This window comes from Fibrobacter sp. (genome assembly GCA_012523595.1).
GTDB lineage: Bacteria > Fibrobacterota > Chitinivibrionia > Chitinivibrionales > Chitinispirillaceae > JAAYIG01.
In genome coordinates, this window is sequence record JAAYIG010000029.1 from 1 (window position 1) to 21,597 (window position 21,597).

The 21,597-nt window shown below is 47.4% G+C and carries 18 protein-coding genes; 12 read left to right on the top strand and 6 right to left on the bottom strand.

The genetic code is table 11. The annotated features are described in order from the left end of the window. From serS to GX089_01345, 5 genes are all read left to right on the top strand, one after another. Positions 1 to 972 (top strand): serine--tRNA ligase (serS, locus tag GX089_01325; protein NLP01114.1); only part of this gene is annotated, 972 nt, incomplete at its 5' end. Next, positions 969 to 2,264 (top strand): HAMP domain-containing histidine kinase, encoded by a 1,296-nt coding sequence (locus tag GX089_01330; GenBank protein NLP01115.1) that lies wholly within the window; start codon positions 969 to 971, stop codon positions 2,262 to 2,264. The genes serS and GX089_01330, both read left to right, overlap by 4 nt. A gap of 4 nt (positions 2,265 to 2,268) precedes the next feature. Further along, complete coding sequence (locus GX089_01335; GenBank protein NLP01116.1) at positions 2,269 to 3,834, top strand: response regulator; 1,566 nt, start codon at positions 2,269 to 2,271, stop codon at positions 3,832 to 3,834. Between the two features lie 6 nt (positions 3,835 to 3,840). After that, positions 3,841 to 4,269 carry a tRNA (adenosine(37)-N6)-threonylcarbamoyltransferase complex ATPase subunit type 1 TsaE gene (tsaE, locus tag GX089_01340; protein NLP01117.1) on the top strand — a complete coding sequence of 143 codons (429 nt, stop codon included), beginning with the start codon at positions 3,841 to 3,843 and terminating at the stop codon, positions 4,267 to 4,269. Between the two features lie 1,035 nt (positions 4,270 to 5,304). Next, a complete protein-coding gene (locus GX089_01345) occupies positions 5,305 to 5,667 on the top strand; it encodes a hypothetical protein (GenBank protein ID NLP01118.1) in 363 nt (120 codons plus the stop codon). Between the two features lie 6 nt (positions 5,668 to 5,673). Here the strand turns inward: GX089_01345 and GX089_01350 are convergent, their stop codons facing one another. From GX089_01350 to GX089_01365, 4 genes are all read right to left on the bottom strand, one after another. Then, positions 5,674 to 6,696: a DUF748 domain-containing protein gene (locus GX089_01350; protein ID NLP01119.1), complete on the bottom strand. Its 1,023-nt coding sequence runs from the start codon at positions 6,694 to 6,696 to the stop codon at positions 5,674 to 5,676. 248 nt (positions 6,697 to 6,944) lie between these two features. Beyond that, positions 6,945 to 7,103 (bottom strand): hypothetical protein, encoded by a 159-nt coding sequence (locus GX089_01355; protein ID NLP01120.1) that lies wholly within the window; start codon positions 7,101 to 7,103, stop codon positions 6,945 to 6,947. Next, entirely contained in the window at positions 7,103 to 7,255 is a 153-nt protein-coding gene (locus tag GX089_01360) for a hypothetical protein (GenBank protein NLP01121.1), read from the bottom strand. The genes GX089_01355 and GX089_01360 overlap by 1 nt, the downstream gene beginning before the upstream one ends. 309 nt (positions 7,256 to 7,564) lie before the next feature. Next, positions 7,565 to 8,410 carry a hypothetical protein gene (locus tag GX089_01365; protein ID NLP01122.1) on the bottom strand — a complete coding sequence of 282 codons (846 nt, stop codon included), beginning with the start codon at positions 8,408 to 8,410 and terminating at the stop codon, positions 7,565 to 7,567. A 242-nt stretch (positions 8,411 to 8,652) separates the two neighbouring features. Here GX089_01365 and GX089_01370 point away from each other — a divergent pair, with 242 nt between their 5' ends. The 7 genes from GX089_01370 (at position 8,653) to ptsP (ending at position 20,275) form a co-directional block, all read left to right on the top strand. Then, positions 8,653 to 9,174 (top strand): adenine phosphoribosyltransferase, encoded by a 522-nt coding sequence (locus GX089_01370; GenBank protein ID NLP01123.1) that lies wholly within the window; start codon positions 8,653 to 8,655, stop codon positions 9,172 to 9,174. 2 nt (positions 9,175 to 9,176) lie between these two features. Beyond that, positions 9,177 to 10,562, top strand: coding sequence for an asparagine--tRNA ligase (asnS, locus tag GX089_01375; GenBank protein ID NLP01124.1), 1,386 nt, complete (start codon positions 9,177 to 9,179; stop codon positions 10,560 to 10,562). A 589-nt stretch (positions 10,563 to 11,151) separates the two neighbouring features. Beyond that, a complete protein-coding gene (locus tag GX089_01380; GenBank protein NLP01125.1) occupies positions 11,152 to 13,407 on the top strand; it encodes a hypothetical protein in 2,256 nt (751 codons plus the stop codon). A 12-nt stretch (positions 13,408 to 13,419) separates the two neighbouring features. Then, a complete protein-coding gene (locus GX089_01385; protein ID NLP01126.1) occupies positions 13,420 to 14,679 on the top strand; it encodes a glycosyltransferase family 4 protein in 1,260 nt (419 codons plus the stop codon). Positions 14,680 to 14,882: 203 nt separating this feature from the next. After that, positions 14,883 to 17,381 (top strand): AAA family ATPase, encoded by a 2,499-nt coding sequence (locus GX089_01390; GenBank protein ID NLP01127.1) that lies wholly within the window; start codon positions 14,883 to 14,885, stop codon positions 17,379 to 17,381. Further along, positions 17,378 to 18,508, top strand: a complete 1,131-nt coding sequence (locus GX089_01395) for a CBS domain-containing protein (GenBank protein ID NLP01128.1) — start codon at positions 17,378 to 17,380, stop codon at positions 18,506 to 18,508. Before GX089_01390 ends, GX089_01395 begins: the two co-directional genes overlap by 4 nt. A 96-nt stretch (positions 18,509 to 18,604) precedes the next feature. After that, a complete protein-coding gene (gene ptsP, locus GX089_01400; protein ID NLP01129.1) occupies positions 18,605 to 20,275 on the top strand; it encodes a phosphoenolpyruvate--protein phosphotransferase in 1,671 nt (556 codons plus the stop codon). Here ptsP and nadE read toward each other — a convergent pair. Then, positions 20,233 to 21,240, bottom strand: coding sequence for an NAD(+) synthase (gene nadE / locus GX089_01405; GenBank protein NLP01130.1), 1,008 nt, complete (start codon positions 21,238 to 21,240; stop codon positions 20,233 to 20,235). The two genes, ptsP and nadE, sit on opposite strands and share 43 nt — an antisense overlap. Further along, positions 21,218 to 21,511 (bottom strand): acyl carrier protein, encoded by a 294-nt coding sequence (locus GX089_01410; protein ID NLP01131.1) that lies wholly within the window; start codon positions 21,509 to 21,511, stop codon positions 21,218 to 21,220. Before GX089_01410 ends, nadE begins: the two co-directional genes overlap by 23 nt. Between the last annotated feature and the right edge of the window lie 86 nt (positions 21,512 to 21,597).

Below are 21,597 nucleotides of genomic sequence, written 5' to 3' on the forward strand. Positions count from 1 at the left end.
ATACCCAATATTCCACACTCCAGTGTACCTCACGGGGAGAGTGAGAAAGACAATGTTGCGGTCAGTGAATGGGGAGAAACACCGCAATTTGACTTTAAACCACGCGATCATCTGGAACTGGGTACCGCACTTGATATAATCGATTTCCCCAGAGGGGCCAAGATCGCAGGGGCGGGTTTCCCGGTACTGAAAGGTGCAGGGGCGCTTCTTGAACGTGCTCTGATCAACTTTTTCCTGGACACTCATACCCGTAAAAACGGGTATCTGGAGATTTTTCCTCCTTTTCTGGCAAACAGGGCCAGTCATTTCGGCACAGGCCAGTTACCCAAGAGTGAAGATCAGATGTATTACATAAATGAAGATGATCTGTTCTGTATTCCCACCGCAGAGGTTCCTGTTACCAATCTTCACAGGGATGAGGTGCTCGATCAATCTGTATTACCTGTCAAATACTGTGCTTACAGTGCCTGTTTCAGGAGAGAAGCGGGATCTTACGGTAAAGATACCAAAGGTTACCTGAGAGTACATCAGTTCAATAAAGTAGAGCTGGTCAAATACACCACGCCTGAAACGTCCTATGATGAGCATGAGGCATTAAGGAAGGATGCAGAGGGAATACTTCAGGCGCTGGGTCTCAAATACGGGGTACTGTTACTGTGTGATGCGGATCTTTCCTTTGCGGCAGCCAAATGCTATGATCTTGAAGCGTGGGCGCCAGGAGAGGGAAAATTCCTTGAGGTCTCATCGTGCAGCAATTTTGAGGATTTCCAGGCACGACGGGCGAATATCCGTTATCGCCCCCAGGGTGGCGGGAAACCAAGATTTGTGCATACGCTCAATGGAAGCGGGCTTGCGACTGCAAGGATTCTTGTCGCAATACTGGAGACCTATCAAACGGCACAGGGGACAGTTAGAATTCCAGAGGTTCTGCAGCCTTACATGAATGGAATCAGGGAGATTAAACCGAGGTGATCAAAGGGATCAAGTCGGCTTTACACACTTTTTTCCTCAGCAGGAAGCTTCTGACAAGGAAAAGACTCCTTCTGTTTTTCTGCGCCGGTGGGCTTGTTACTTACAATGTATTTACGTTTGCAGTATTCAGGGAGATCAGGGAAGATTCGGTGGCAGTCACCAGGGATTTTGCGGAACTGGTGCAATCACTGGTCAGTGACAGAAATGATGCCGAGATTGTTTTACGGAATATAATCAGCAGATCGGAGTATCCGGTCATTGTCACAGATACTGCTTTTCGTCCCATGATGTGGGGAAAAATAGAGTACGGTTCCTTTCTCAACAGGAAGACTGTTCCCGGAAGTCATCTAAGTGATCACCAGCAGAAAATTCTTCTGAAGAAATCTGTCAGTTTCAGGAAAATTTATCCTCCTCTGCCGCTTCGCTGGGGAGAGGGAGGGGGTGGTTATCTCCTCTGCGGCAACAATCCTTTAATCAGCAGTCTGGTTTTTCTTCCTTTTATGGAAGCGGTACTCATTGGCGTGCTGCTTGTACTCGCCTACTTTACATTTCATACTATCAGGATTACCGAGAGGAGTAATCTCTGGGTCGGACTGGCAAAGGAAACTGCTCATCAACTGGGTACACCGATTTCATCACTGATGGGCTGGGTGGAATATATAAGAACCGTAAAGGATGCAGATCCTCCTTTAGAGCCTCAGGTTTTTCTTGAGCAGTCACAGAGGATCTGTGATGATATGGACAATGATCTTCACAGATTAAGGAAGGTCACAGCACGGTTCAGTCAGATCGGTTCTATCCCCGCTTTGACATCATGCGACATAAATGATAATCTCAGAGAAGTAGCTGAGTACTTCAGGATGAGACTTCCACTGCTGCGCAAGAGAATCGAAATAAAATTCGATCTGGAGGAGATTCCTCCGGTTTCCGCCAACAGAGATCTTATAGAGTGGGTTTTTGAGAACCTCTTGAAGAACTCCATTGATGCTATTGAGAAAGAAAATGGAAGAATAGAGATAAGGACTGAGTGCCTGGAGCGTGAGCGGATGGTGAGGATCAGCCTCAAAGATAATGGGAAGGGGATATCCTGGGAGGCACATAAAAAAGTTTTCTCTCCGGGTTATTCCACAAAAAAACGCGGCTGGGGGCTTGGGTTGACACTCGCAAAGAGGATAGTTGAGGATTATCATAAAGGCAGGATTTTTGTCTGTTGGTCATCAAAGAACAAGGGGACGGAATTCTGTGTGGACCTGCCGGTATGGCAAGAGCCGGAAAGCGGGGAAGGAGTTTAGAAGTATGTCAGGGGGCAGGAAAAAGGTATTGTGGGTTGATGATGAGATAGAGTATCTGAGGTCGCATATAATGTTTCTTGAAACGCGGGGCTACAGTGTGGTCCCGGTTTTCTGTGGTGATGATGCGGTTCAGATTATTCAACAGAACCCGAAAGAATTTGATATTGTGCTCCTTGACGAACAGATGCCAGGCAAGGATGGATTGACAACTCTGGAGGAGATAAAGGATTTTGCTCCCGATCTTCCAGTGGTGATGGTTACCAAAAGCGAGGAAGAGCAGCTTATGGAGGATGCCCTGGGGAAGAAAATCGACGGGTATCTTACAAAGCCTGTAAACCCAAGCCAGATACTTCTTGTTTGTAAAAAGCTTCTCGATTCCAGACAGCTTATAACTTCTCAGATTTCACAGAGATTTATCCGAAGTTACTCCCAGAACAGAACTGCTTTGAGCGGGCATTTGAAGGTTAATGACTGGATCAGGATTTATGAGAATCTGGTGAACTGGGATTTTGAGCTTGAGAGGGTGGATGATGAAGGGTTGAGGCAGACTCAGGCCGGGCAGAAATCCGATTTCAATGCTGCGTTTTCCGATTTTGTGATTGACAACTATGCCCGGTGGGTAAAGGGAAAGGGAGATCCGCCGGTGATGTCACATCAAGTGCTCGAGGAGCTTGTGTTTCCGCTGATAGCTGACGGGAAGAAGACTGTGATGCTGGTGTTAAGCGGGATGAGGCTTGATCAGTATATCTGTATGGAGCAGATTCTCAAAAAATATTTCAACACCAGACGCCAGTATTTCTATTCGATTCTCCCCTCATCGAGCTTTTTTTCAAGAAGCGCGTTTTTTGCCGGAGCGCTTCCTTTGGAAATTGCTGCTGAGCATGACTGGTATGGCTGCAAGGAACCGGAGAAGGTAACAGAAAAGGCAGAGAAGAGCCTGCTTCAGGAGAGACTTGAAAAAGCCGGGTTTCAGGTTAACAAGAAAGAGCCATGGTTTACACGTCTTCCCGACCGGATCAGTGCAGAGGAACTCCTTTCTAAAATCGATTCCTGTGTTTCTTCCGGACTGGTGGTGTTTGTAGTCGATTTTTTTGATGTGCTGCTTCAGAACAGCCCTTCTTCGAGCATACTCCAGGAGATAACAAATGATGAAAGCGGGCTTCGCACTCTTACCGACTCCTGGTTCAGATTATCTGCTCTGCTTCAGACCCTCAGGGAACTCTCCAGACGTGACTGCAGAATTATATTGACATCAGATCACGGGAGCACATTCTGCAGCAGGGGAACTGAACTTTACGGGGCCAGGGAGTGGGGAAAACATCTGCGCTACAAATTCGGCAGGGAAATAAGCTGCGATGAGAGAACTGTGGTGTTTCTGGACAATCCGGAGCATTTTGGAATACCCAGGTTTGCAGAGGATAATAATTGCATCATCGCAAAAGAGAACTTCTATTTTATCCATCCTGAGAAATTCGAGCATTATCAGAGGCAGTACAGGAACACATTCCAGCAGGGCGGAATCTCTCTGCAGGAACTGATCATGCCTCTGGGTGTATTTGAGGCACTTTAGGCAGCCATGGTGATCCACACGCATTCTGTAAAGGAGACAAGGGAACTTGGAGCGAGTCTTGGCCGTAAAGCCAGGCCGGGGGATGTTTACGCTCTTGAGGGTGATCTTGGTACCGGGAAAACTGAGTTCGTTCGTGGTTTTACTGATGCACTGGGCGGGAATGCTCCTGTCAGGAGTCCAAGTTTCTCGATCGTTAATGTTTACTCCACATCTGTCATGCCTGTTTACCATTTCGACTTTTACCGTCTCCACAATCAGTCGGAGCTTTCAGAGATAGGATACTATGAGTACCTTACCGGTGACGGGGTGTGTCTGATAGAGTGGGGTACCATGTTCCCTGATGTGCTTCCTGAGTGTACGAGGATGATCAGGTTTTTTGATGAAGGGGAGCAGGACAGGAGGATAGAGATGGATTTTGATTTTGCTGAAGATTGATGCTGATGGGGTAATCAGTTCCTAAGCTGAATAAAACATACATTACCTGCTCTGAGGTTTACAAAAAAAATTCCGCACTCTCAGCACTCTTAAGTATAATAATCAGATGTTTTTTATAATCATCTCAATTTCCTCTTTGTTAAATCCAGTAATCTCCTGGATTGATTCCAGGTTTATCCCCTTTTGAACCATCCGTCTGACAATTTGGTTTGCAAATTCTTCTTTGTGCTCAATTTCTGCATCCCTTTGTTTAAGCGCAGTATCTTTATGCTTTATCTCGGCCATTTTATGTCTTAGTTCGGTATCTTTATCTTCGATTACTTTCTATAATTCCCTCTCCTTTTCTAGCCATCCTTCCTTCAGTTATCATACTATTGTCAAATTTACAGGGTCCGTTACAATGGTATATCACAATTGGAATCACTAACGGCAAATGTTTGCCAATCCCGTTTTGCTTCTCATGCAGGTCACATATATCCAGGATAAAGTGTAAAAGCTCTCTTCCCCGCATACCTCAATAAAGAACTGGTTCTCAGGATCTATATTTCCCTGTTTTTTAGCAAGCAGTACAAAGGGAACATTAAATTTTCAGTGGATAAAATATGAAACAGTAAAGTTTTAATCCTTTGCTTTGTGGGAAACGATAGTTGGTTTTGCTTTTGGGTTACTACTTTACCTCTGGGGTGAAATAGTGACTTAACTGATTAAAATGAGGCCTCAATAAGCTCAGTAATTCACCTCAGAGGTGAAACAAGGATGCTACAGCTCATATCCCAGGATAATTTCCGTTTCCTGATATGTCTTTCATTGTCAATAAAGCGAAATTACAAAAAACAGGCTATGGCTTTATTTGTTTCCTTGCTCTTAATCTTCACCATAGGAAACTGACCCATATTCATGTCGCTGTTACAGGCACGTACAGAATACTATAACAACAGAAAAAAGTAAAAAGATAGTCCGTCCCCTCGATGAAAATTCCGGTACAAGATTTGCATCTTTTACGCCCCCAAAAACCTTAACCGAAAGGGGCTCTCTATGAGAATCTCAAAATGTTCCACTCTGTTTTTCGTGCTTCTTATTTCCGCAATGATTATCTCCGCACAGCAGCCTCCAAAACAGGGAGAAGACAAGGCTGATACCACTCAGAAAAACGGGGGACAAATGATGGATGGTCAGCCGATGATGGGTATGGGGGTATTGATGCCGCGGGCGATGATTGCTCCTGATGGGTCGATAATTGTTATTTCCGGAATGAAAATGATGAAATATGACAAAGATCTAAATCTGAAAAAAGAAGTGACTGTAAAAATGGATACCACCGCGGTTCGTCAGATGATGAAACACTGTCCAATGATGCATGGTCAGCAGGGCGGGCAATCTCAGCCCCAGAAAAAATAATCAGACTTAAATTTCGGGAATAATTGCTTTCCCGAAGGAGGTGATAAGCGCCCCGGCTACTATGCTGAAGTAATCACTATCCGTGGGTTTAAGAGGGATTGTAACCGGAATGGTAGCGCTGATACGGTTTTCTGGGTCCTCAATGATTTCCGATGTGGCCCCGGTGATTGCATCCTGGAATTTCTTAAGCAGGTCTTCTTCATCAGTGGAAAAGACCTGCAGATTAACGAAAACCGGTTTTATAAATCCTGTAATTGTATTTTTCTCTGTTGTGAGTTTACTTCTGGCGCCAAAAAATCCATTTTCAAAGGTTATTCCGGCATGGGCCCGGGCAGCTTCGCTTAATTCTGTCAAGTCAAGTTCTGTCATTGTGGCATTTAAATTGAAAACTGGGTTCACACTGACCGGATTAAAAGACATGCTCATCTCAAATACACCGCTCTCCATAAAAATCCCTCTGAGTTTCATCGATGCATAGAGATCCTCAGATATTTTGCGGCTGTTGGTCAGGTTAATGATTGAGGCATCGACATCTGTCATATAGAGCTCATATTGGGGGTTAGTGGTAGCATTTTTTACCCTGATTTTTGCATCACTGAGGATCAGCAGATCGATTCTAACCGGAAACAGTTCTTTGAAAATCTCTGCAAGCGGCTTTCCCTGTGGTACCTGGGTGACCCCGATAACGTAGTCCATCTCCGGTACCCTTATCTCTCCCCGGGCAATGAGTTTGCCGGAGAAAAGCGATCCCCAGTTGACAAGAAAGTCTATGGCTTCTGCAGAGATAAAAGATATGGCGGTGTCGCCACTTTTAAGGCTCAGTGATACACCGCTTATGGTATATGCTCCTCTGATTAGATTCATGTTGATCTTATTTATTTTTCCGGTAAAATCGGCTGAGTTCTGCAGTGAAGAATTGAGGTACCATTTAGCGGCAAAGGGCAAGGCTACACGCAGAGAGATAAGAAGCAGGAACACCGCGGTAATAATCCAGAATCTCAAGGGGAGAATTTTCAACGATTTGTTCATATGTTAAGCTGAACATCCGGGGCTGCAATATTTAAAACCGTATCATTAATGAACTGCAAAAAATCAGCCATCAATTCACTATCCAGAGAAAAAAGTCAAAAGATCAGAGATGTTTTATAGCCCCGGGTTAGGAAATACCGGTTAGATTAAAACCTCGGATGGGTTCATCTGCGAGGTGAACAATGATTGAATGTAAAGTCCTTAAGTCACCTGGGGTAATAAAAACAGTGTTCCTGAACAGTCTACAATTAAAATCTGTATATCAAACCCAGGTATTTTATCTCTTTCCCCAGGCGAAAATCCAGACTGAAGTCATCAAGACAGTTTTTATATTCCCTTACTTTTTTAGTTCCGATCGTACCCAGAACTATTCCCGCGATGGTCATCGGTATTCCAGTCGCGAGCATTATGATACCGGCGCCACCTGAGGATCGGATGTTGTCATACCAACCTCGGTACCGTTACTGTAGGACTCCCATTCTGCAGTTGCCATAAGAATGATTCCCAGTGCCAGCAATCCTCCTCCGGAGCCGAGAAGTGAAAAGCCGGTCTTTTTCATTCCGGTTAAGCTTTTTACTTTAGACTTTATCTCATCCGTGGTGTATTCCTGGCAGCTGTTGCTGGGCAGGCTGGATGCTGATGTAAAAGATACTATTAGAAGTGAAGCGACAAACTTCTAAACTCACAAATACCCCCCATGCTCTGGGTGAGGTCTTTGGGTGTAAAAAGATACTTGTCTGTTACATTACTAAAGGAAAAGCGGGAAATCAGGAACGCAAGGAGAAAATTGCTAAATGAAATTTTATCAGGGAAAATGACTGTTGTTTATCACATAAATAACTTGTTTACGGCAACCGCTATTCTCCGTTTACTTTTCCTCAGGGAAAAACCTCTCTATATTGCGCAGCATCCAGGCTGCACGCTGCTTGTAGATAGTGTTGAGCAGTCTGTTTGGGCTTTCAGGTGGACTTTTTACAGCCATCGCCCTGTTAAGAGCATCTGTAAAGCCATCTTTGTTTTTGTTCTTTAAATGCAGTGAGGAAGCCATATATACGTAAGGAGAAACTTTGTTTCCCCCGGACAGCTCAACCGCTTTGGAGAAATATTCCTTCGCTTTTACGGTGTCTCCCCCCATAGCCTTCGGTGCAGAAGCAAAATAGATTGCCAGAAATTCATGGGCGGTACCTGTGCCGAAATTCTGATCCAGGGAAAGCACTCTCTGCGCCAGAGATACAGCCTTCTTTAATGTCATAGCCAGAGCCAGATCCGATCTGTCGGCCATAATTGCGCTTGTCCAGCATACTGCTCCCCAGTAAAGGTAGGCGGTATCATTTATATCAGTGATGGCCAGCAGAGAATCGGCGGAGCGGCTGAAGATGCCATTTTTGAAGCCGGGGTGTTTTATATCCAGACCTCTTAAGATATAGTCTCTACCCCTGAGAAAAAGTTTTTTGGCTCTTTTTCCGGCGGCTTTTTTTTCTGCCTGGAGTGAATCGTGGAGTGTGTCTCCGGGGAAAGATACAAAAGCCTGTGCATAGAGACAGAAGAGTTTGCCTGTGGCAAGCTGGAGTTCCGGGTTTAAAGAGTCTTTTGAGGCAAGTGATTCGTAGAGCTTTATCGTAAAGGGAAGTGCTTCGGCTATAAGCTGTGGATCATCATCGGATGTAAATACAGTGCTCTGTTGTGACGAGAGGGTTTCGGTGAATCTGGTCATGACCATTTTCCTTACCGAGCAACTGTTCAGGGAGACGAGAATCAGGCCGATCAGAAGAACATTTTTTCCGGACATAAACGTATTATTTTCTCTCAGGAGTGGTTTTGCAAGATTTCAGATATAGTAGGAAATTACTATTGCAGTTCATGTTATCACAACATCAGGATGTCATCTTCTGCAGAAAACTATTTTAAACATCTGTTTTAAACGTCACTTTTTCCCTTATCACAGGAGTCTGCAGCATGAATCTTGACGAAGCTATCCGTAAGGTACCTGATTTCCCAAAGCCGGGGATTCTTTTCTACGATGTCACCAGTATTTTCACCAACCCGCAGGCTTTCGGGTATTGTGTCGACAGTATGCTGGAGTTGTATAAGGGGGAGAGTATCGATGGGGTGATATCGGTGGAGAGCCGGGGATTTCTCCTGGGGGCCTGTTTTGCTTATCAGATGAAGCTTCCACTTGTACTGGCCAGAAAAAAGGGAAAGCTTCCGGGCAAGACCATCTCCCAGAGTTACCTTCTTGAGTACGGTTCTGCCACTCTGGAGATCCATGAGGCGGATCTGGTGCCGGGAAAGAGGTGGCTGATAATTGATGATCTGATTGCTACCGGAGGGACACTTGAGGCGGTGGCGGCGATGATTGAGAGTGTCGGGGCACATGTGGCCGGAATATTTGGAATCATCGGGCTTCCGTTCCTCAATTACGAGCAGAAGATAGGAAAGTATAATCCAAAAACTTTGATAAATTATCATAGTGAGTGAACATGCAGAAGTTAAGGATAAAGGAGTTGTTTGACCGGGGAGAGCCCGGGATGAGTGTGGTGGTGCAGGGCTGGGTAAGGACCAGGCGTGATGCGAAGGAGTTTTCGTTTCTGGAGGTAAACGACGGGTCCTGTCTGGCAAATCTTCAGGTGATCATTCCCAGGGATCTGCCCTCTTTCTCTCTTGTGTCAAAAGTGACCACAGGAAGCAGTGTGGAGATACGGGGGGAACTGGTGGAGTCTCCGGGTAAGGGTCAGGCAATAGAGCTTCACGCCAGAGAGGCAGATGTCAAAGGGATTGCCGATCCCGATTATCCCCTGCAGAAAAAGAGGCATACATTTGAGTTTCTGCGCCAGATGGCTCATCTGCGGACCCGTACGAACACTCTCGGTGCGGTGGCGAGGCTCAGGAGTTCTCTGAGTTTTGCGGTGCACTCCTTTTTCCAGGAACATGGATTTTTCTATGTGCACACTCCCATTATAACCACAAGTGATTGTGAGGGTGCAGGAGAGATGTTCCGGGTGACCACACTCGATTTACAGAATATACCCCGGAACGATGCCGGAGAGGTTGACTTCACAAAAGATTTCTTCGGCAAGGCTGCAAGCCTTACTGTCAGCGGGCAGCTCGAGGGTGAAGCCATGGCGCTCTCTCTGGGGCGTATTTACACATTCGGACCCACTTTCCGTGCAGAGAACTCAAACACCCCCAGACATCTTGCGGAATTCTGGATGATAGAGCCTGAGGCAGCGTTTTTTGATCTGCAGGATGATATGGATCTGGCCGAGGAGTTTGTGTGCTATCTTGTATCTTATGTATTGGAGAAGAATGCAGATGATATTTCCTTTTTCAACGAGCGCATAGACAAGGGACTTCTTGAGAGGCTGCAGGGGATAATATCTGCGCCTTTTGAGAGAATCTCTTATACCGATGCCATAAAGATACTGGAGGAGAAGAACAGTTCCTTCGAGTTTCCGGTTAAGTGGGGGACTGATATCCAGTCTGAGCATGAGAAATTCCTCTCCGAGGTTGTATTCAGGAAGCCGGTTATAGTTTTTAATTATCCCAGGGAGATCAAGGCCTTTTACATGAGGCAAAATGATGACGGCAGGACTGTGAGGGCGATGGATGTTCTGGTGCCCGGGATAGGGGAGCTTATCGGTGGCAGTGAAAGGGAAGAGAGGTACGATGTGCTTCTTGACAGGATTAAACAGCTTGGATTAAACCCTGAGAGCTACTGGTGGTATCTTGACTTAAGGAAGTATGGAACTGTTCCTCATGCGGGATTCGGTCTGGGTTTTGAGAGACTGCTTCTTCTTGTGACTGGCATGTCAAATATTCGTGATGTGATACTGTTTCCCAGGTTTCCTGGGAATGCGGAGTTTTGATTAACAGATAGGTTTCATCCGTTTTTTCTGGAGAGTAATCTAGAAACGTTTGTCCCTGAGCCAAAACCTAAGATGATTTTATTTGTGCTCAGCGAAGCGGCGAGTAGAAGCTACTTTGCGAAGGAAAGTCTACTCTACCATCAAGGCTTCACGGAGGCGAGCAGGGACACGGACCCTACCTTTTTCTTATGCTTTTAATATCTGAATCCATGTTTTCCAAAAATGTTTGTTCTTCAAATAGGGTTAGATGGGGATTAAAAATATTCTTTGAAAGGAATCCGGAAATGTTTGTTCCTGATCCAAAGCCTTAATGAATCTTTTTGTAGTCAGCAAAGCTGCTTGTGCTCGAAAAGGGCATTATAAAAAGTATATTTCACCGGACACTTCTGAGATGAAAACAGAATTCAAAACATGAAATAAGCCTGCACATAAAAACACAAAGTTTTTTTTTAACTTCTCTCAGTATATTTTCCCGTATCCCCATAAAAGTAAAAAAACGGTCTGTCCCTTTTTTTGCTTTTATAAGCGCTTAAACAGCAACCCACCTCATGGCACCCCCCTTGCTCCCCAATGTTAAAGGAGGTCCCGTATGTTTCTTAAATGGTTCCCCTGGAAATTCATGATAAAGAGGGCGGCGAGGGCCAGGGGATTTGTAGATCCCATTCTTCTCTTGTCCACCTTTAACAGGTTCTCTCAGCCCTCTGAGGTCTGGGCTCCGGTGGAGCTGATGCGTGCCGGTGCTGTACTTCATGCCCGGGGGCTTATTAACAGCCAGGTGATTCAGCACAATCTGGACTGGGTATGGCCCTACTGGGTGGAGCGTCAGTTCGAACCCCTGGATATCTCCTTTATTCCCCGTGCCTTCTCCATGACCCACATAAACCTTACCCACCGAAACTGGACCGCTACCGGTATTCCGGGTTTTGATGAGCTCTCTCTGGTCGATCCACGGGGGCTTGTCACACCACTGTTTGACAGTTGGTCGATTGACGGATGGGTGACAGGAAAGGATGGCAGGCGGCTTGTTCCATCGAGGGAGAAAAGTTCCGAGCAGAGAATAGTGTGTGACGGGTCGGCGGTGGTGATCACCCGCTTTATCAACGAGGGGCTTTTTCTTGAGACAAGGGTTGAGTCTGTACTTTCAAACGGGGTGCCTGTATGCCGGATCGATTTTTCTGCAGAGTCTCCTCCAGGGGGGCTTCTTGTGGTGTCGCTTCGCCCCTATAACCCCGAAGGGGTAAGCTTTATTCACGATATCTCCCTTTTCCATGCAGGTGATGGCTGGAGGGTGAATAAAAAATGGGGAGTCGTTTTTAACTGTAAACCAGATCATCACCGTTTTTCAGAATATAAACACGGGGATGTATATCACTGGATCGATTCGAAGACTCCGGACCTGCGGCGCTCGGTTCACTGTGAAGTGGGGATGGCCACTGCGATGGCCGCTTATAATATCTCACCTGGACAGAAGAAACAGGTGATGATTCAGATCCCTCTTGAGAAGGGTAAAACATTTGACAAGAAGGTGTTCCCCGTTTCCGCGGACATTAAAGGTATCTGGAAACAGAGCATAAAAGGGATCTGTGAGGCTGAGATTCCCTGGGGGAGATTTGAGGAACTTTACAGAACGGCAATACACACACTGGTACTTCACTCACCTGATGAGTGCTATGCAGGTCCCTACACTTACAAGCGGTTCTGGTTCAGGGATGCGGCTTTCATTGTCAATGCGCTTCTTCTGGCGGGGTTACAGTCCAGGGCAGAGAGAATCATAAGCAACTTTTTCTCTCGTCAAAACTTAGCCGGATATTTCCACTCACAGGAGGGAGAGTGGGATTCAAACGGGGAGGCGCTCTGGGCGATGTGGAGGTATTGTCTGGTAAGCGGTGTCAAACCTCCTGTTGCCTGGCTGGAGTCAATAGAGAAGGCAGCGGAGTGGATTGTAAAGAAGAGAATTGCTCATGAAGGTGGGGCTCTTTACTCCGGGCTTTTCCCTGCCGGTTTCAGTGCTGAGCATCTTGGACCCAACGATTACTATTACTGGGATGATTTCTGGGGTGTGGCCGGTCTCAAGGCGGCATCATGGCTTCTTACCAGGGCTGGTGATTCCCGCAAGGGTGCTCATTATTACAATGAGGCACTGAGTTTCATGAGGTCGATTGAGGAGAGTTTAATGCGTGTGGCGGGGCCAAACCGTCGTCCAATTATACCTGCATCTCCCTTTCGTCGTCCGGACTCAGGTGCAGTGGGATCGCTTTCAGCGGGGTATCCTCTAAAGCTCTTCGATGTCAAAGATGAGCGGCTTTTGCTTACTGCCGGGTATCTGGTGGAGAACTGTCTTGTAAACGATGCGTTCTACCATGATATAAGTCATTCGGGGATAAACCCCTACTTGACTTTGCATATTGCGCAGGTGCTCATGCGCGGGGGTGACAGGAGATTTTTCCGTCTGATGAACGGTGTCGCCGCGCTGGCATCGCCAACCGGTCAATGGCCCGAGGCGATTCATCCAAGGATTGGTACCGGATGCATGGGTGATGGGCAGCATGTGTGGGCGGCTGCTGAGTGGACCCTTGCGGTCAGAAATTGCTTTTTAAGAGAAGAGGAAGAGAGTGGAAAGCTGGTGCTTTGTTCCGGGATAACCAAGGAGATGCTTGAGAGCGGGGCAAGACTTCGGTTCGGACCTGCTCCCAGTTCTTTTGGTCCGGTCACAGTCACTATAGAGAAGGGCAGGTTGAGCTGGGAGGGGCAGTGGCATGGGGGAGAGGAGCCTTCTATTGAGGTGTCATTTCCTTTCCGGGAACCGGAGGTGGTGGGGAAGGGAGTCTCTGCTTTTGATGTATAGCGATGGGTAAGCATGAATATTCTTATGATGACCAATACCTATCTGCCTTTTGTAGGAGGGGTGGAGAGGTCGGTTGAGACTTTCACCGGTGAATATCGCCGGATAGGCCACAGGGTGATAATAGTTGCTCCCACATTTGAAAATGAGCCTGTTGATGAATACGATGTAATCCGGGTTCCGGCACTCCAGCGTTTCAATGGTACAGACTTTTCGGTTCAGCTCCCTGTCCCGGGTGTGCTTTCCGCTGCTTTGCGGGATTTTAAACCCGATATTGTGCACTCTCATCATCCTTTCATGATAGGGGACTCTGCACTGAGAATTGCTGCGCAGTTTAGTGTTCCCCTGGTTTACACATTCCACACCTTTTATGAACGCTACACCCATTATGTTCCCGGAGATTCAAAGGCCTTGAAGAGATTTGTGGTGGCTTTGTCAAGCGGGTACGCAAATCTCTGTGACAGGGTTTTTGCTCCCAGTTTCAGTGTTGCATCGGAGCTTCGCAGGAGGGGGGTAAGGAGTCCTGTTGATGTGGTACCGACCGGAATAGATGTGGAGAAGTTTAATTCCGGGGAGAGGGAGAGGTTTCGGGCAGAGCTTGGGATAGAGCGGGGCTGTTTTGTGCTGGGTTTTGTAAGCAGGATAGCTCCTGAGAAGAATATGGAGTTTCTGGTTTCCGCTGTAAAGAGGTATCTGGAGAGAAACGACTCCGCCTGTTTTCTTCTTGTGGGCAGTGGCCCATCGCAGGACAGAGTTATCTCTGAATTTGTGGAGGAGAGATTCAGGGGACGGTTTTTCTTTACAGGCACACTAATTGACAAGCAGCTTGTCGATGCCTATCATGCAATGGATACCTTTGTGTTTGCTTCCAGAACCGAGACCCAGGGATTGGTGGTGATGGAGGCGATGGCTGCGGGAATACCTGTTGTGGCGGTAAACGGCCCTGGAATTGGTGAGGTGGTAAGGGATTTTAAAAACGGCAGGCTTATAGAGGAGGAAGATATTGAAAAGTTTTGTGCCGGGATAGATTGGATTTGGGGACTCGGAGGGGGACGTTTGTGGGATGTAAAGGAATGTGCCAGGAAAACAGCGGCGCAATTCTCGAGGGAGGAGTGTTCAAGGAGGGCTCTTTTAATTTACAAGTCACTATTACCCGGGGGACGCAGCCGGATGGATCACTCAGGCAGTGCCTGGGCCAGAGCCTGCAGGAGACTAAAGGCGGAGTTTGAGCTGCTTAAAAACATGACCAGGGCAACTGGTGCAGCGATGGGCTGAATAGAGGCGGCATTAATGCCGCCTCCAGCCAAGCTAAAGCCCGGTAAACCGGGCTTCTCATTGTTTTCTATTTACCCCGATTTATCTGGGTTTACATGCATTGTCGTGCTGTCATACTCTCGTACTTCCACCCGGACCCGGGTGGCATGTTTATTGCACTTTTACATAAGATACAACGCAAAAAAGAACAGAAGAGGTCTGCTGTGAAGGGTTTCTGGGGCAGGGCGATAAAGAAGGATGTAAAGTGGGGGAGAGGAAAGGTTCCTGAGAGCAGGGAGAAGTCTTATGTGTCTTATGAGGATGGGCTGGAGCTCAGGGCTGAGGATCTCTGTCAGTTCTGTGATCCATCGATATTTGATTTCACCACCACTGCCGAAGTAAAGATTGAGGATGAGACAATCGGGCAGAGCAGGGCGCTTGAGGCTATAGATTTCGGGCTGCACATAAAGAGTCGGGGGTATAACATCTTTATCTCAGGGGTGCCTGGGACAGGCAAGAATTCAACTGTCATGAAAGCGCTTCACCGGATTGCCTCAAGTGAGCCGGTCCCGCCTGATATCTGCTATCTTTACAATTTTAAAAAGCCGGAATCTCCCAGGGTGGTGAGCTTTCCTGCGGGAATGGGCAGGCTTTTTAAGGAGGTTATGGCCGGATTTGTGAGGGATCTGGGTCAGGAGATCGAGAAAGCATTTTCCTCTGGGGAGTATGAGAAGCAGAAGCGGGTTGTGATGGAGCGGTTTGAGGACGAGAGGGAGGAGCTCAATGATCAGATCCAGCATTATGCCGAGTCAAGGGGCAGTGAACTCAGGCAGATGCTTGACGGGGTGGCAGTTGTACCCCGTCATGACGGCCATCCCATTACCGAGGATGAGTATGTGCATCTTCCCCAGGAGGAGAGGGAGAGTATAAAGAGGGTGCAGAGGGAGGTGGGGGAGAGGTTGTCTGAGGCCTCCCGGAAAATCGACAGATGCCAGAAGCAGATAGAGGGTGAGATAAAGGAACTTGACAGAAAGATGGTAATGAAGGCGGTGGGGAATCATATAGAGAGTATAAGGGAGAGGTTTGGGGGCTATGGAGAAATCTCTCTTTATCTCGATGAGCTTCTGGATGATATCGTTGCCAACCTGGGGGTATTTAAGAAGGAGGAGGGTTCAGAGCCGCTTTTTCCGGGGATGGAACAGGATCCTGAGCTGACTCTTCAGAGATACGCAGTGAATCTTCTGGTAGACAATTCAGAGCTGAGTGGTGCGCCGGTTGTGGTAGAGAAGAGTCCGACTTTCTACAATTTAAACGGGTTTGTCGAATACAGGATGCAGATGGGTGCATTTACAACCGATTACACCATGATCAGGCCAGGGGCTGTGCACAGAGCAAACGGCGGTTATCTGGTGCTTGAGGCCGAGCAGGTGCTTCGTGACCCCATGGCCTGGGATTGCGTGAAGAAAATTCTGCGCTACGGGGAGGTAAAGATCGAAAATATCGGGGAGCGGTATGGGTTTGTGCCCGCCGAGGGGTTAAAGCCGCAGCCTTTCCAGGTGAATGTGAAGGTGATAGTGATCGGAAACCCATGGCTCTTTCAGATGCTTTACGTCTACGACGAGGAATTTGTGAAGTTATTCAAGGTAAAGGCGGATTTCGATGAATCGCTTGAGAGATCCGGAACCATGGTCCGTCAGTTCGTCTCATTCATTGCCCGTGTCTGCCGTGATGAGAATCTTCACCACTGCAGTGCCGAGGCTGTAGCCAGAATAATAGATCATGCATCCCGTTCGGCAGAGCATAAAGAGAAGCTGAGTGCGGAGCTGGTAAAGACCGCCGATATTCTCAGGGAGGCTGATTACTGGGCAACAAAGGAGAAGAGTGGATTTATAGAGGGCAGGCATGTAAAGTTGGCTTATAAGCAGAGATGTTACCGCTGCAATATAGTGGAGGAGAAGATTCAGGAGCTTATAGAGGAGAACACTATTATTATTGACTCTTCCGGAAAGGAGACAGGGCAGGTAAACGGTGTCTCTGTAATCGACATGGGAGATTATATCTTCGGTAAACCATCGAGAATCACTGCCAAGACCTATGTCGGGCCGGGTAATATCATAAACATAGAGCGGGAAGCGGAGATGAGCGGGAGGATTCACTCCAAGGGGGTGCTTATTCTCAGCGGGTATCTGGGTCAGACCTATGCCCAGGACAAGCCCCTTGCCATGTCGGCGAGCATCTGTTTTGAGCAGCATTACGAGGAGATCGAGGGTGACAGCGCATCGAGTGCAGAACTCTACTGTCTTCTCTCGAGTCTCTCCGGTCTTCCCCTTCGTCAGGACCTGGCTGTAACCGGTTCTGTTGATCAGGGTGGGAGAATTCAGCCAGTGGGGGGAATAAACCAGAAACTCGAGGGTTTTTTCCGTACCTGCAGGATAAAAGGTCTCACAGGTACGCAGGGTGTAATTATTCCTCACTCGAACATAAGGCATCTGATGCTTGACGATGAGGTAGTGAAGGCGGTGGGTGAGGGGATTTTCCATATCTATCCTGTAAAGACTATAGATGAAGGGTTGAGGATATTAACCGGTGTGGAGCCCGGGATCAGGAGGGCAAACGGGGAGTTTCCCAGGGGTACTGTACATTTTCTGGTAAATCAGAAGTTGCGCAAGTTTGCATCTGTAGCGGCTACTTTTGAGCGTGAGGGGAAAGAGTTTTCTGAATGACAAGTGTAATTTCACGGGATATTTTCCGGATAAGGGTCGCCGGGTCAGAGATTCGTGTATGCGGCTGCTGGGTTGTTTTCTCTATACTTCTCTCCTTTGTCCTCTCCTCAATGGTTTTCCCCTACTACTACAAAGGTCTTCACCGGGACTTTTACTTCTGGCTGGGAATTTCAGGAAGTGTTGGCTTTTTTCTTTCGGTTCTGATACATGAGCTTTTTCATATTCTGGGGGCCAATTCTCTTTTTCTTCCTGTAAGAACCCTTAAGCTTCATCTGCTGGGGGGAATAAATCTCTGGGAGCAGAAAAAGTTCTCTGTTCCGGGGGAGATTTTTGTCGCTTTCTGCGGACCAGCGGGCAGTTTCGCCATGGCCTTTGTTTTCCATCAGATTCTAATATTGGGAAAAGATGTATCATTTCCGGCAGAGTTGATGGGGTTGGTTGATTTTCTCAGGGTGGCAAATCTTTTCCTGGGAATCTTTCATCTTCTTCCAGCTTATCCTCTGGATGGGGGAAGGATAGTGCGTGCGATTATCTTCAGGATGACAAGGAATCTCTCTGTTATCACCCCTGTTTTGTGTTCTCTGGGAGCGGTCTTTGGTTTGCTACTCATTTCTGGGGGAGTAATGCTTTTCAGTACCGGAGTTCCGGTTGGAGGAATCTGGTGGATGGTTTCCGGGTTTTTCCTGAAGGAGGCATCAGGACTCTCCTCTCAGAAATACGTGACCAGAAAGGCGCTGGAGGGGCAGAGGGTGAGCCGCTTTATGACTCCCTGTCCGGTAAGTATTGCGTGGTATAAAAGCCTTGCCGGATTTGAGAGGGAATACCTGTATAAATATCATTACAGGATTTTTCCGGTTGTGGATGGCAGCAACCGCTTGATGGGGGAGTTGGATTCCCGTGATGTGATGGGGGTTACACAGAGGGAGCGGCGCAGCCTTGCGGCAAAAGACCTGATGCGTCCAGTGGGAAAAGAGAACTCAGTCAGGGAAGACAGCGACATAGTGAAGCTGCTTTCTCTTATGGAAAGTAATGGAAGAAGCAGGATGATGGTTACAGATAGACAGGGGAGGTTAGCCGGGGTAATAGTGCTGAAGGATATTCTGCGGTTTTTCCTGGTAAGACTGTAATTAAAGTTGAATGATAGCACAGGAAACTGTGTTCATATATATGGAAACGAGTAAACTATTTAAACGATTAATAAGATGTTCAACAGGAAAAACCAGGTGGAAAAAGTGTTTCAGGGGACAAGTATTTCTCCCGGAATGGCATCGGGGCGGGCTTTTATCTACACCGATATTCTGCTTCGTGATCATGGTCTCTACACTATAAGGCCTTCCGATTTTCGTGATGAGTACAGAAGAATCGAACAGGCCATAACCGATGTGCGCAGGGAACTGGCATTTTCAGCAGAGAGGGTGCAGAAGGAGCTAAATGCTCAGATTGCCGGGATTTTCCTCTCCCAGGGTGAAATCCTGAAAGATCCGGAGTTGATAAAGGAGATAAGGCTGGAACTGGAGAGCAGCCTTGTCAACGCTGAGCAGATTGTCAAGCGCGTTTTCCGTAAATGGGAGCTGCGCTTCCGTCAGGTGCAGGATGAGCGGATAAGTTATCGGGCTGATGATATTGTGGATCTCAGCCGCAGGATGATACTGGCGCTTACCGGAATTCATGCTCACATGCTGGAGAAACTGCCCCGCAACAGTATCATTGTCGCAAAGCGTCTCTTGCCATCCGATACTGTGTTTCTGTCAAGAAAGTTTGCCAGGGGTGTTGTCACAGAGTATGGCGGCCCTGCATCACACACCGCTCTTCTCACCCGTGAACTGGGTATACCATCTGTAGGCAGAATCGCAAATATCCTCAACCTGATTCATCAGAATGATACTCTCCTTGTAAACGGTGACAGCGGCAGTCTGGTGGTAAACCCCTCTTCTGCGGCAAGAAAGGTTTTTGCGAGGGCGGTACAGAGAGAGTCCGTTCAATCGATACGGGCCCGCAGGGAGTCTCTTGGTCCGGCAATTTACCGGGATGGGAGGCAGATAGGAGTGATGGCTAATGTGAGCTGCAGGGAGGATGTGGAGATGGCGGTGCGAAACGGGGCTGATGGGGTAGGGCTGTTCCGGATAGAGAATATTTATCTTACCCGTAAATTACCACCTACTGCCGATGAGTTGACAAGAGAAATGGAGGATGCTCTTGAGCCGGTATCTTCAAAACCAATCACAATAAGGCTGCTTGATATCGGTGGTGACAAGAGGTTGACATATTTAAATGGTACATCGTGTGATGATTCTTTTCTGGGCCGCAGGGGGATACGTTTTCTTCTTGAATACCCGGAGCTGCTTTACACCCAGTTTAATGCTATTCTGAGACTTTCAAACCGTTTTGATTTAAGAATCCTCGTTCCCATGGTCACTTTTGCCCAGGAGATGCAGCTTGTAAGGGAGATGCTCAGTGATCTGATGCAGGTGTCAAAGGGAAGGAGGGAGATTCCTCTGGGAGCGATGATCGAGACTCCGGCCTCTGCTCTCTGTATCGAGGAGTTTTTACCATTTGTTGATTTTTTCAGTATCGGTACAAACGACCTGACCCAGTACACGATGGCTGCAGGGAGAGAAAACCCCTATGTGGGCAATTACTTCGTCGATGATCATCCTGCAATTTTCAAACTGATAGAGATGGTTTGCGGCAATGCTTATGGCAAGCCGGTATCTCTCTGTGGTGAACTGGCATCGAACAGGGGTGCCCTTGAGAGAGTACTGGAATCAGATGTGGAGTCAATCAGTGTTGCTCCCATGTTTATTCCCGGTATAAAGCAGGAAATACGGAAGCAATCACGTGCATTGCCGGATCATCTGATATCGGTGAGTTCACTTACCAGCAGTGGCTTTTGATGCAGGTATCGTGAGGATTTCCGTTTGGCATCGATATCCTCAAACGCGGAGATGGCCTCTGAGAGACTCAGTCCGGTGGCTTTACAGATGCTTTGAGGAGGGAGCCCTGAGATTTTCGCAAAGAGGCACAGATCCATTTTCTGGTATGGCAAGGAGAAGAAGAATTCCTCCTGGGACTGCTCCATGGGATAGGTATCTGTGGTGGGGAGGCGGTCCTGGATCTCCTGAGGGATTGAGAGCGCTTTTGCCAGTGCATAAACCTGAGTTTTATAGAGGTGAGCTATTGGTTTTAAATCCGCTGCACCATCACCGGATTTCACGAAAAATCCCTGATCGAACTCCAGCCTGTTGGGGCTTCCTGCCACAGCGTAATTGTATCGGTCGGCATAGTAGTATTCCATCATCTTGCGTACACGCTGCTTGAAGTTGGTGGCAGCCACGAGGCTGAGGTATGATTCGTGGGACATTCTCTGTTTGTAAACTTTACCTGATGAGTCCTGGACTACAAGTGAGAAGATGCGGTATTTCTGATTATTGCCGGCAGGCAGGATAATTTTAAAGGGATTTCCGGGCTTGTACTGAGAGATAGTCGCTTGAATGGCCTCATCCTGACGTTTATAGCATCCGGTGGCTTCGAGAATAGAGGTGATGTCGTGCTGTATGTATCGGATGCCAAGATGGGAGGCAAGGAGTATTGCCAGCCTTGAGGAGTCGCCGGAGGAGTGTTGTTCAGGCATAAGCAGGCCGATTACTCTCTGCGGCCCCAGGGCCTTGACGCATAGTGCGGCAGTGACACTGCTGTCGATACCGCCGGAGAGAGCGATAATTGTGCCTCGTCTCTTGAGGTTAACTGCGAGGCTGTTGCGGATAAAAGAGCTGATTCGCTCTATCTCCGCCTGTTCATCGATGGCAAGGTCCTGAAGGGAGATATCCCTCAGAGGGTCATTCGATGTTAAACCGCGCATCAGGATCCCTTTCGTTGATTTTACGAGTAATAAATGATGCGATATTGTTTACCGAATCGAGATTTTCAGGTATCAGGTCCTCGTCTTTGACTTTGATACCGAACTGCTGCTGGATAAAACTGATCATCTCAAGCACCCCTGTGGAGTCGATAATCCCCTTTTCTACCAGGGAGTCATCATTTGTAAATTCAACGGCACCTGAATTCATAAGGAAGTTTTTATTTACGAATTCGTTTATGGACTGGTGCAGGTTGGAATCGTTCGCTGACATTTCTCCTATCCTTTCTGCTTGTGAATCAGGATCATGCATTCAATTGATTTCCTTTTCAAAAGTCATGCCACGGGATGTTTTCAGGG

What these genes read in the sequence shown, in the direction of transcription:
- GX089_01335 (NLP01116.1), top strand. Translation starts at nt 2,269, where the DNA reads ATGTCAGGGGGCAGGAAAAAGGTATTGTGGGTTGATGATGAGATAGAG.
- tsaE (NLP01117.1), top strand. Translation starts at nt 3,841, where the DNA reads ATGGTGATCCACACGCATTCTGTAAAGGAGACAAGGGAACTTGGAGCG.
- GX089_01345 (NLP01118.1), top strand. Translation starts at nt 5,305, where the DNA reads ATGAGAATCTCAAAATGTTCCACTCTGTTTTTCGTGCTTCTTATTTCC.
- GX089_01350 (NLP01119.1), bottom strand. Translation starts at nt 6,696, where the DNA reads ATGAACAAATCGTTGAAAATTCTCCCCTTGAGATTCTGGATTATTACC.
- GX089_01355 (NLP01120.1), bottom strand. Translation starts at nt 7,103, where the DNA reads ATGCTCGCGACTGGAATACCGATGACCATCGCGGGAATAGTTCTGGGT.
- GX089_01360 (NLP01121.1), bottom strand. Translation starts at nt 7,255, where the DNA reads ATGAAAAAGACCGGCTTTTCACTTCTCGGCTCCGGAGGAGGATTGCTG.
- GX089_01365 (NLP01122.1), bottom strand. Translation starts at nt 8,410, where the DNA reads ATGACCAGATTCACCGAAACCCTCTCGTCACAACAGAGCACTGTATTT.
- GX089_01370 (NLP01123.1), top strand. Translation starts at nt 8,653, where the DNA reads ATGAATCTTGACGAAGCTATCCGTAAGGTACCTGATTTCCCAAAGCCG.
- asnS (NLP01124.1), top strand. Translation starts at nt 9,177, where the DNA reads ATGCAGAAGTTAAGGATAAAGGAGTTGTTTGACCGGGGAGAGCCCGGG.
- GX089_01380 (NLP01125.1), top strand. Translation starts at nt 11,152, where the DNA reads ATGTTTCTTAAATGGTTCCCCTGGAAATTCATGATAAAGAGGGCGGCG.
- GX089_01385 (NLP01126.1), top strand. Translation starts at nt 13,420, where the DNA reads ATGAATATTCTTATGATGACCAATACCTATCTGCCTTTTGTAGGAGGG.
- GX089_01395 (NLP01128.1), top strand. Translation starts at nt 17,378, where the DNA reads ATGACAAGTGTAATTTCACGGGATATTTTCCGGATAAGGGTCGCCGGG.
- nadE (NLP01130.1), bottom strand. Translation starts at nt 21,240, where the DNA reads ATGCGCGGTTTAACATCGAATGACCCTCTGAGGGATATCTCCCTTCAG.
- GX089_01410 (NLP01131.1), bottom strand. Translation starts at nt 21,511, where the DNA reads ATGTCAGCGAACGATTCCAACCTGCACCAGTCCATAAACGAATTCGTA.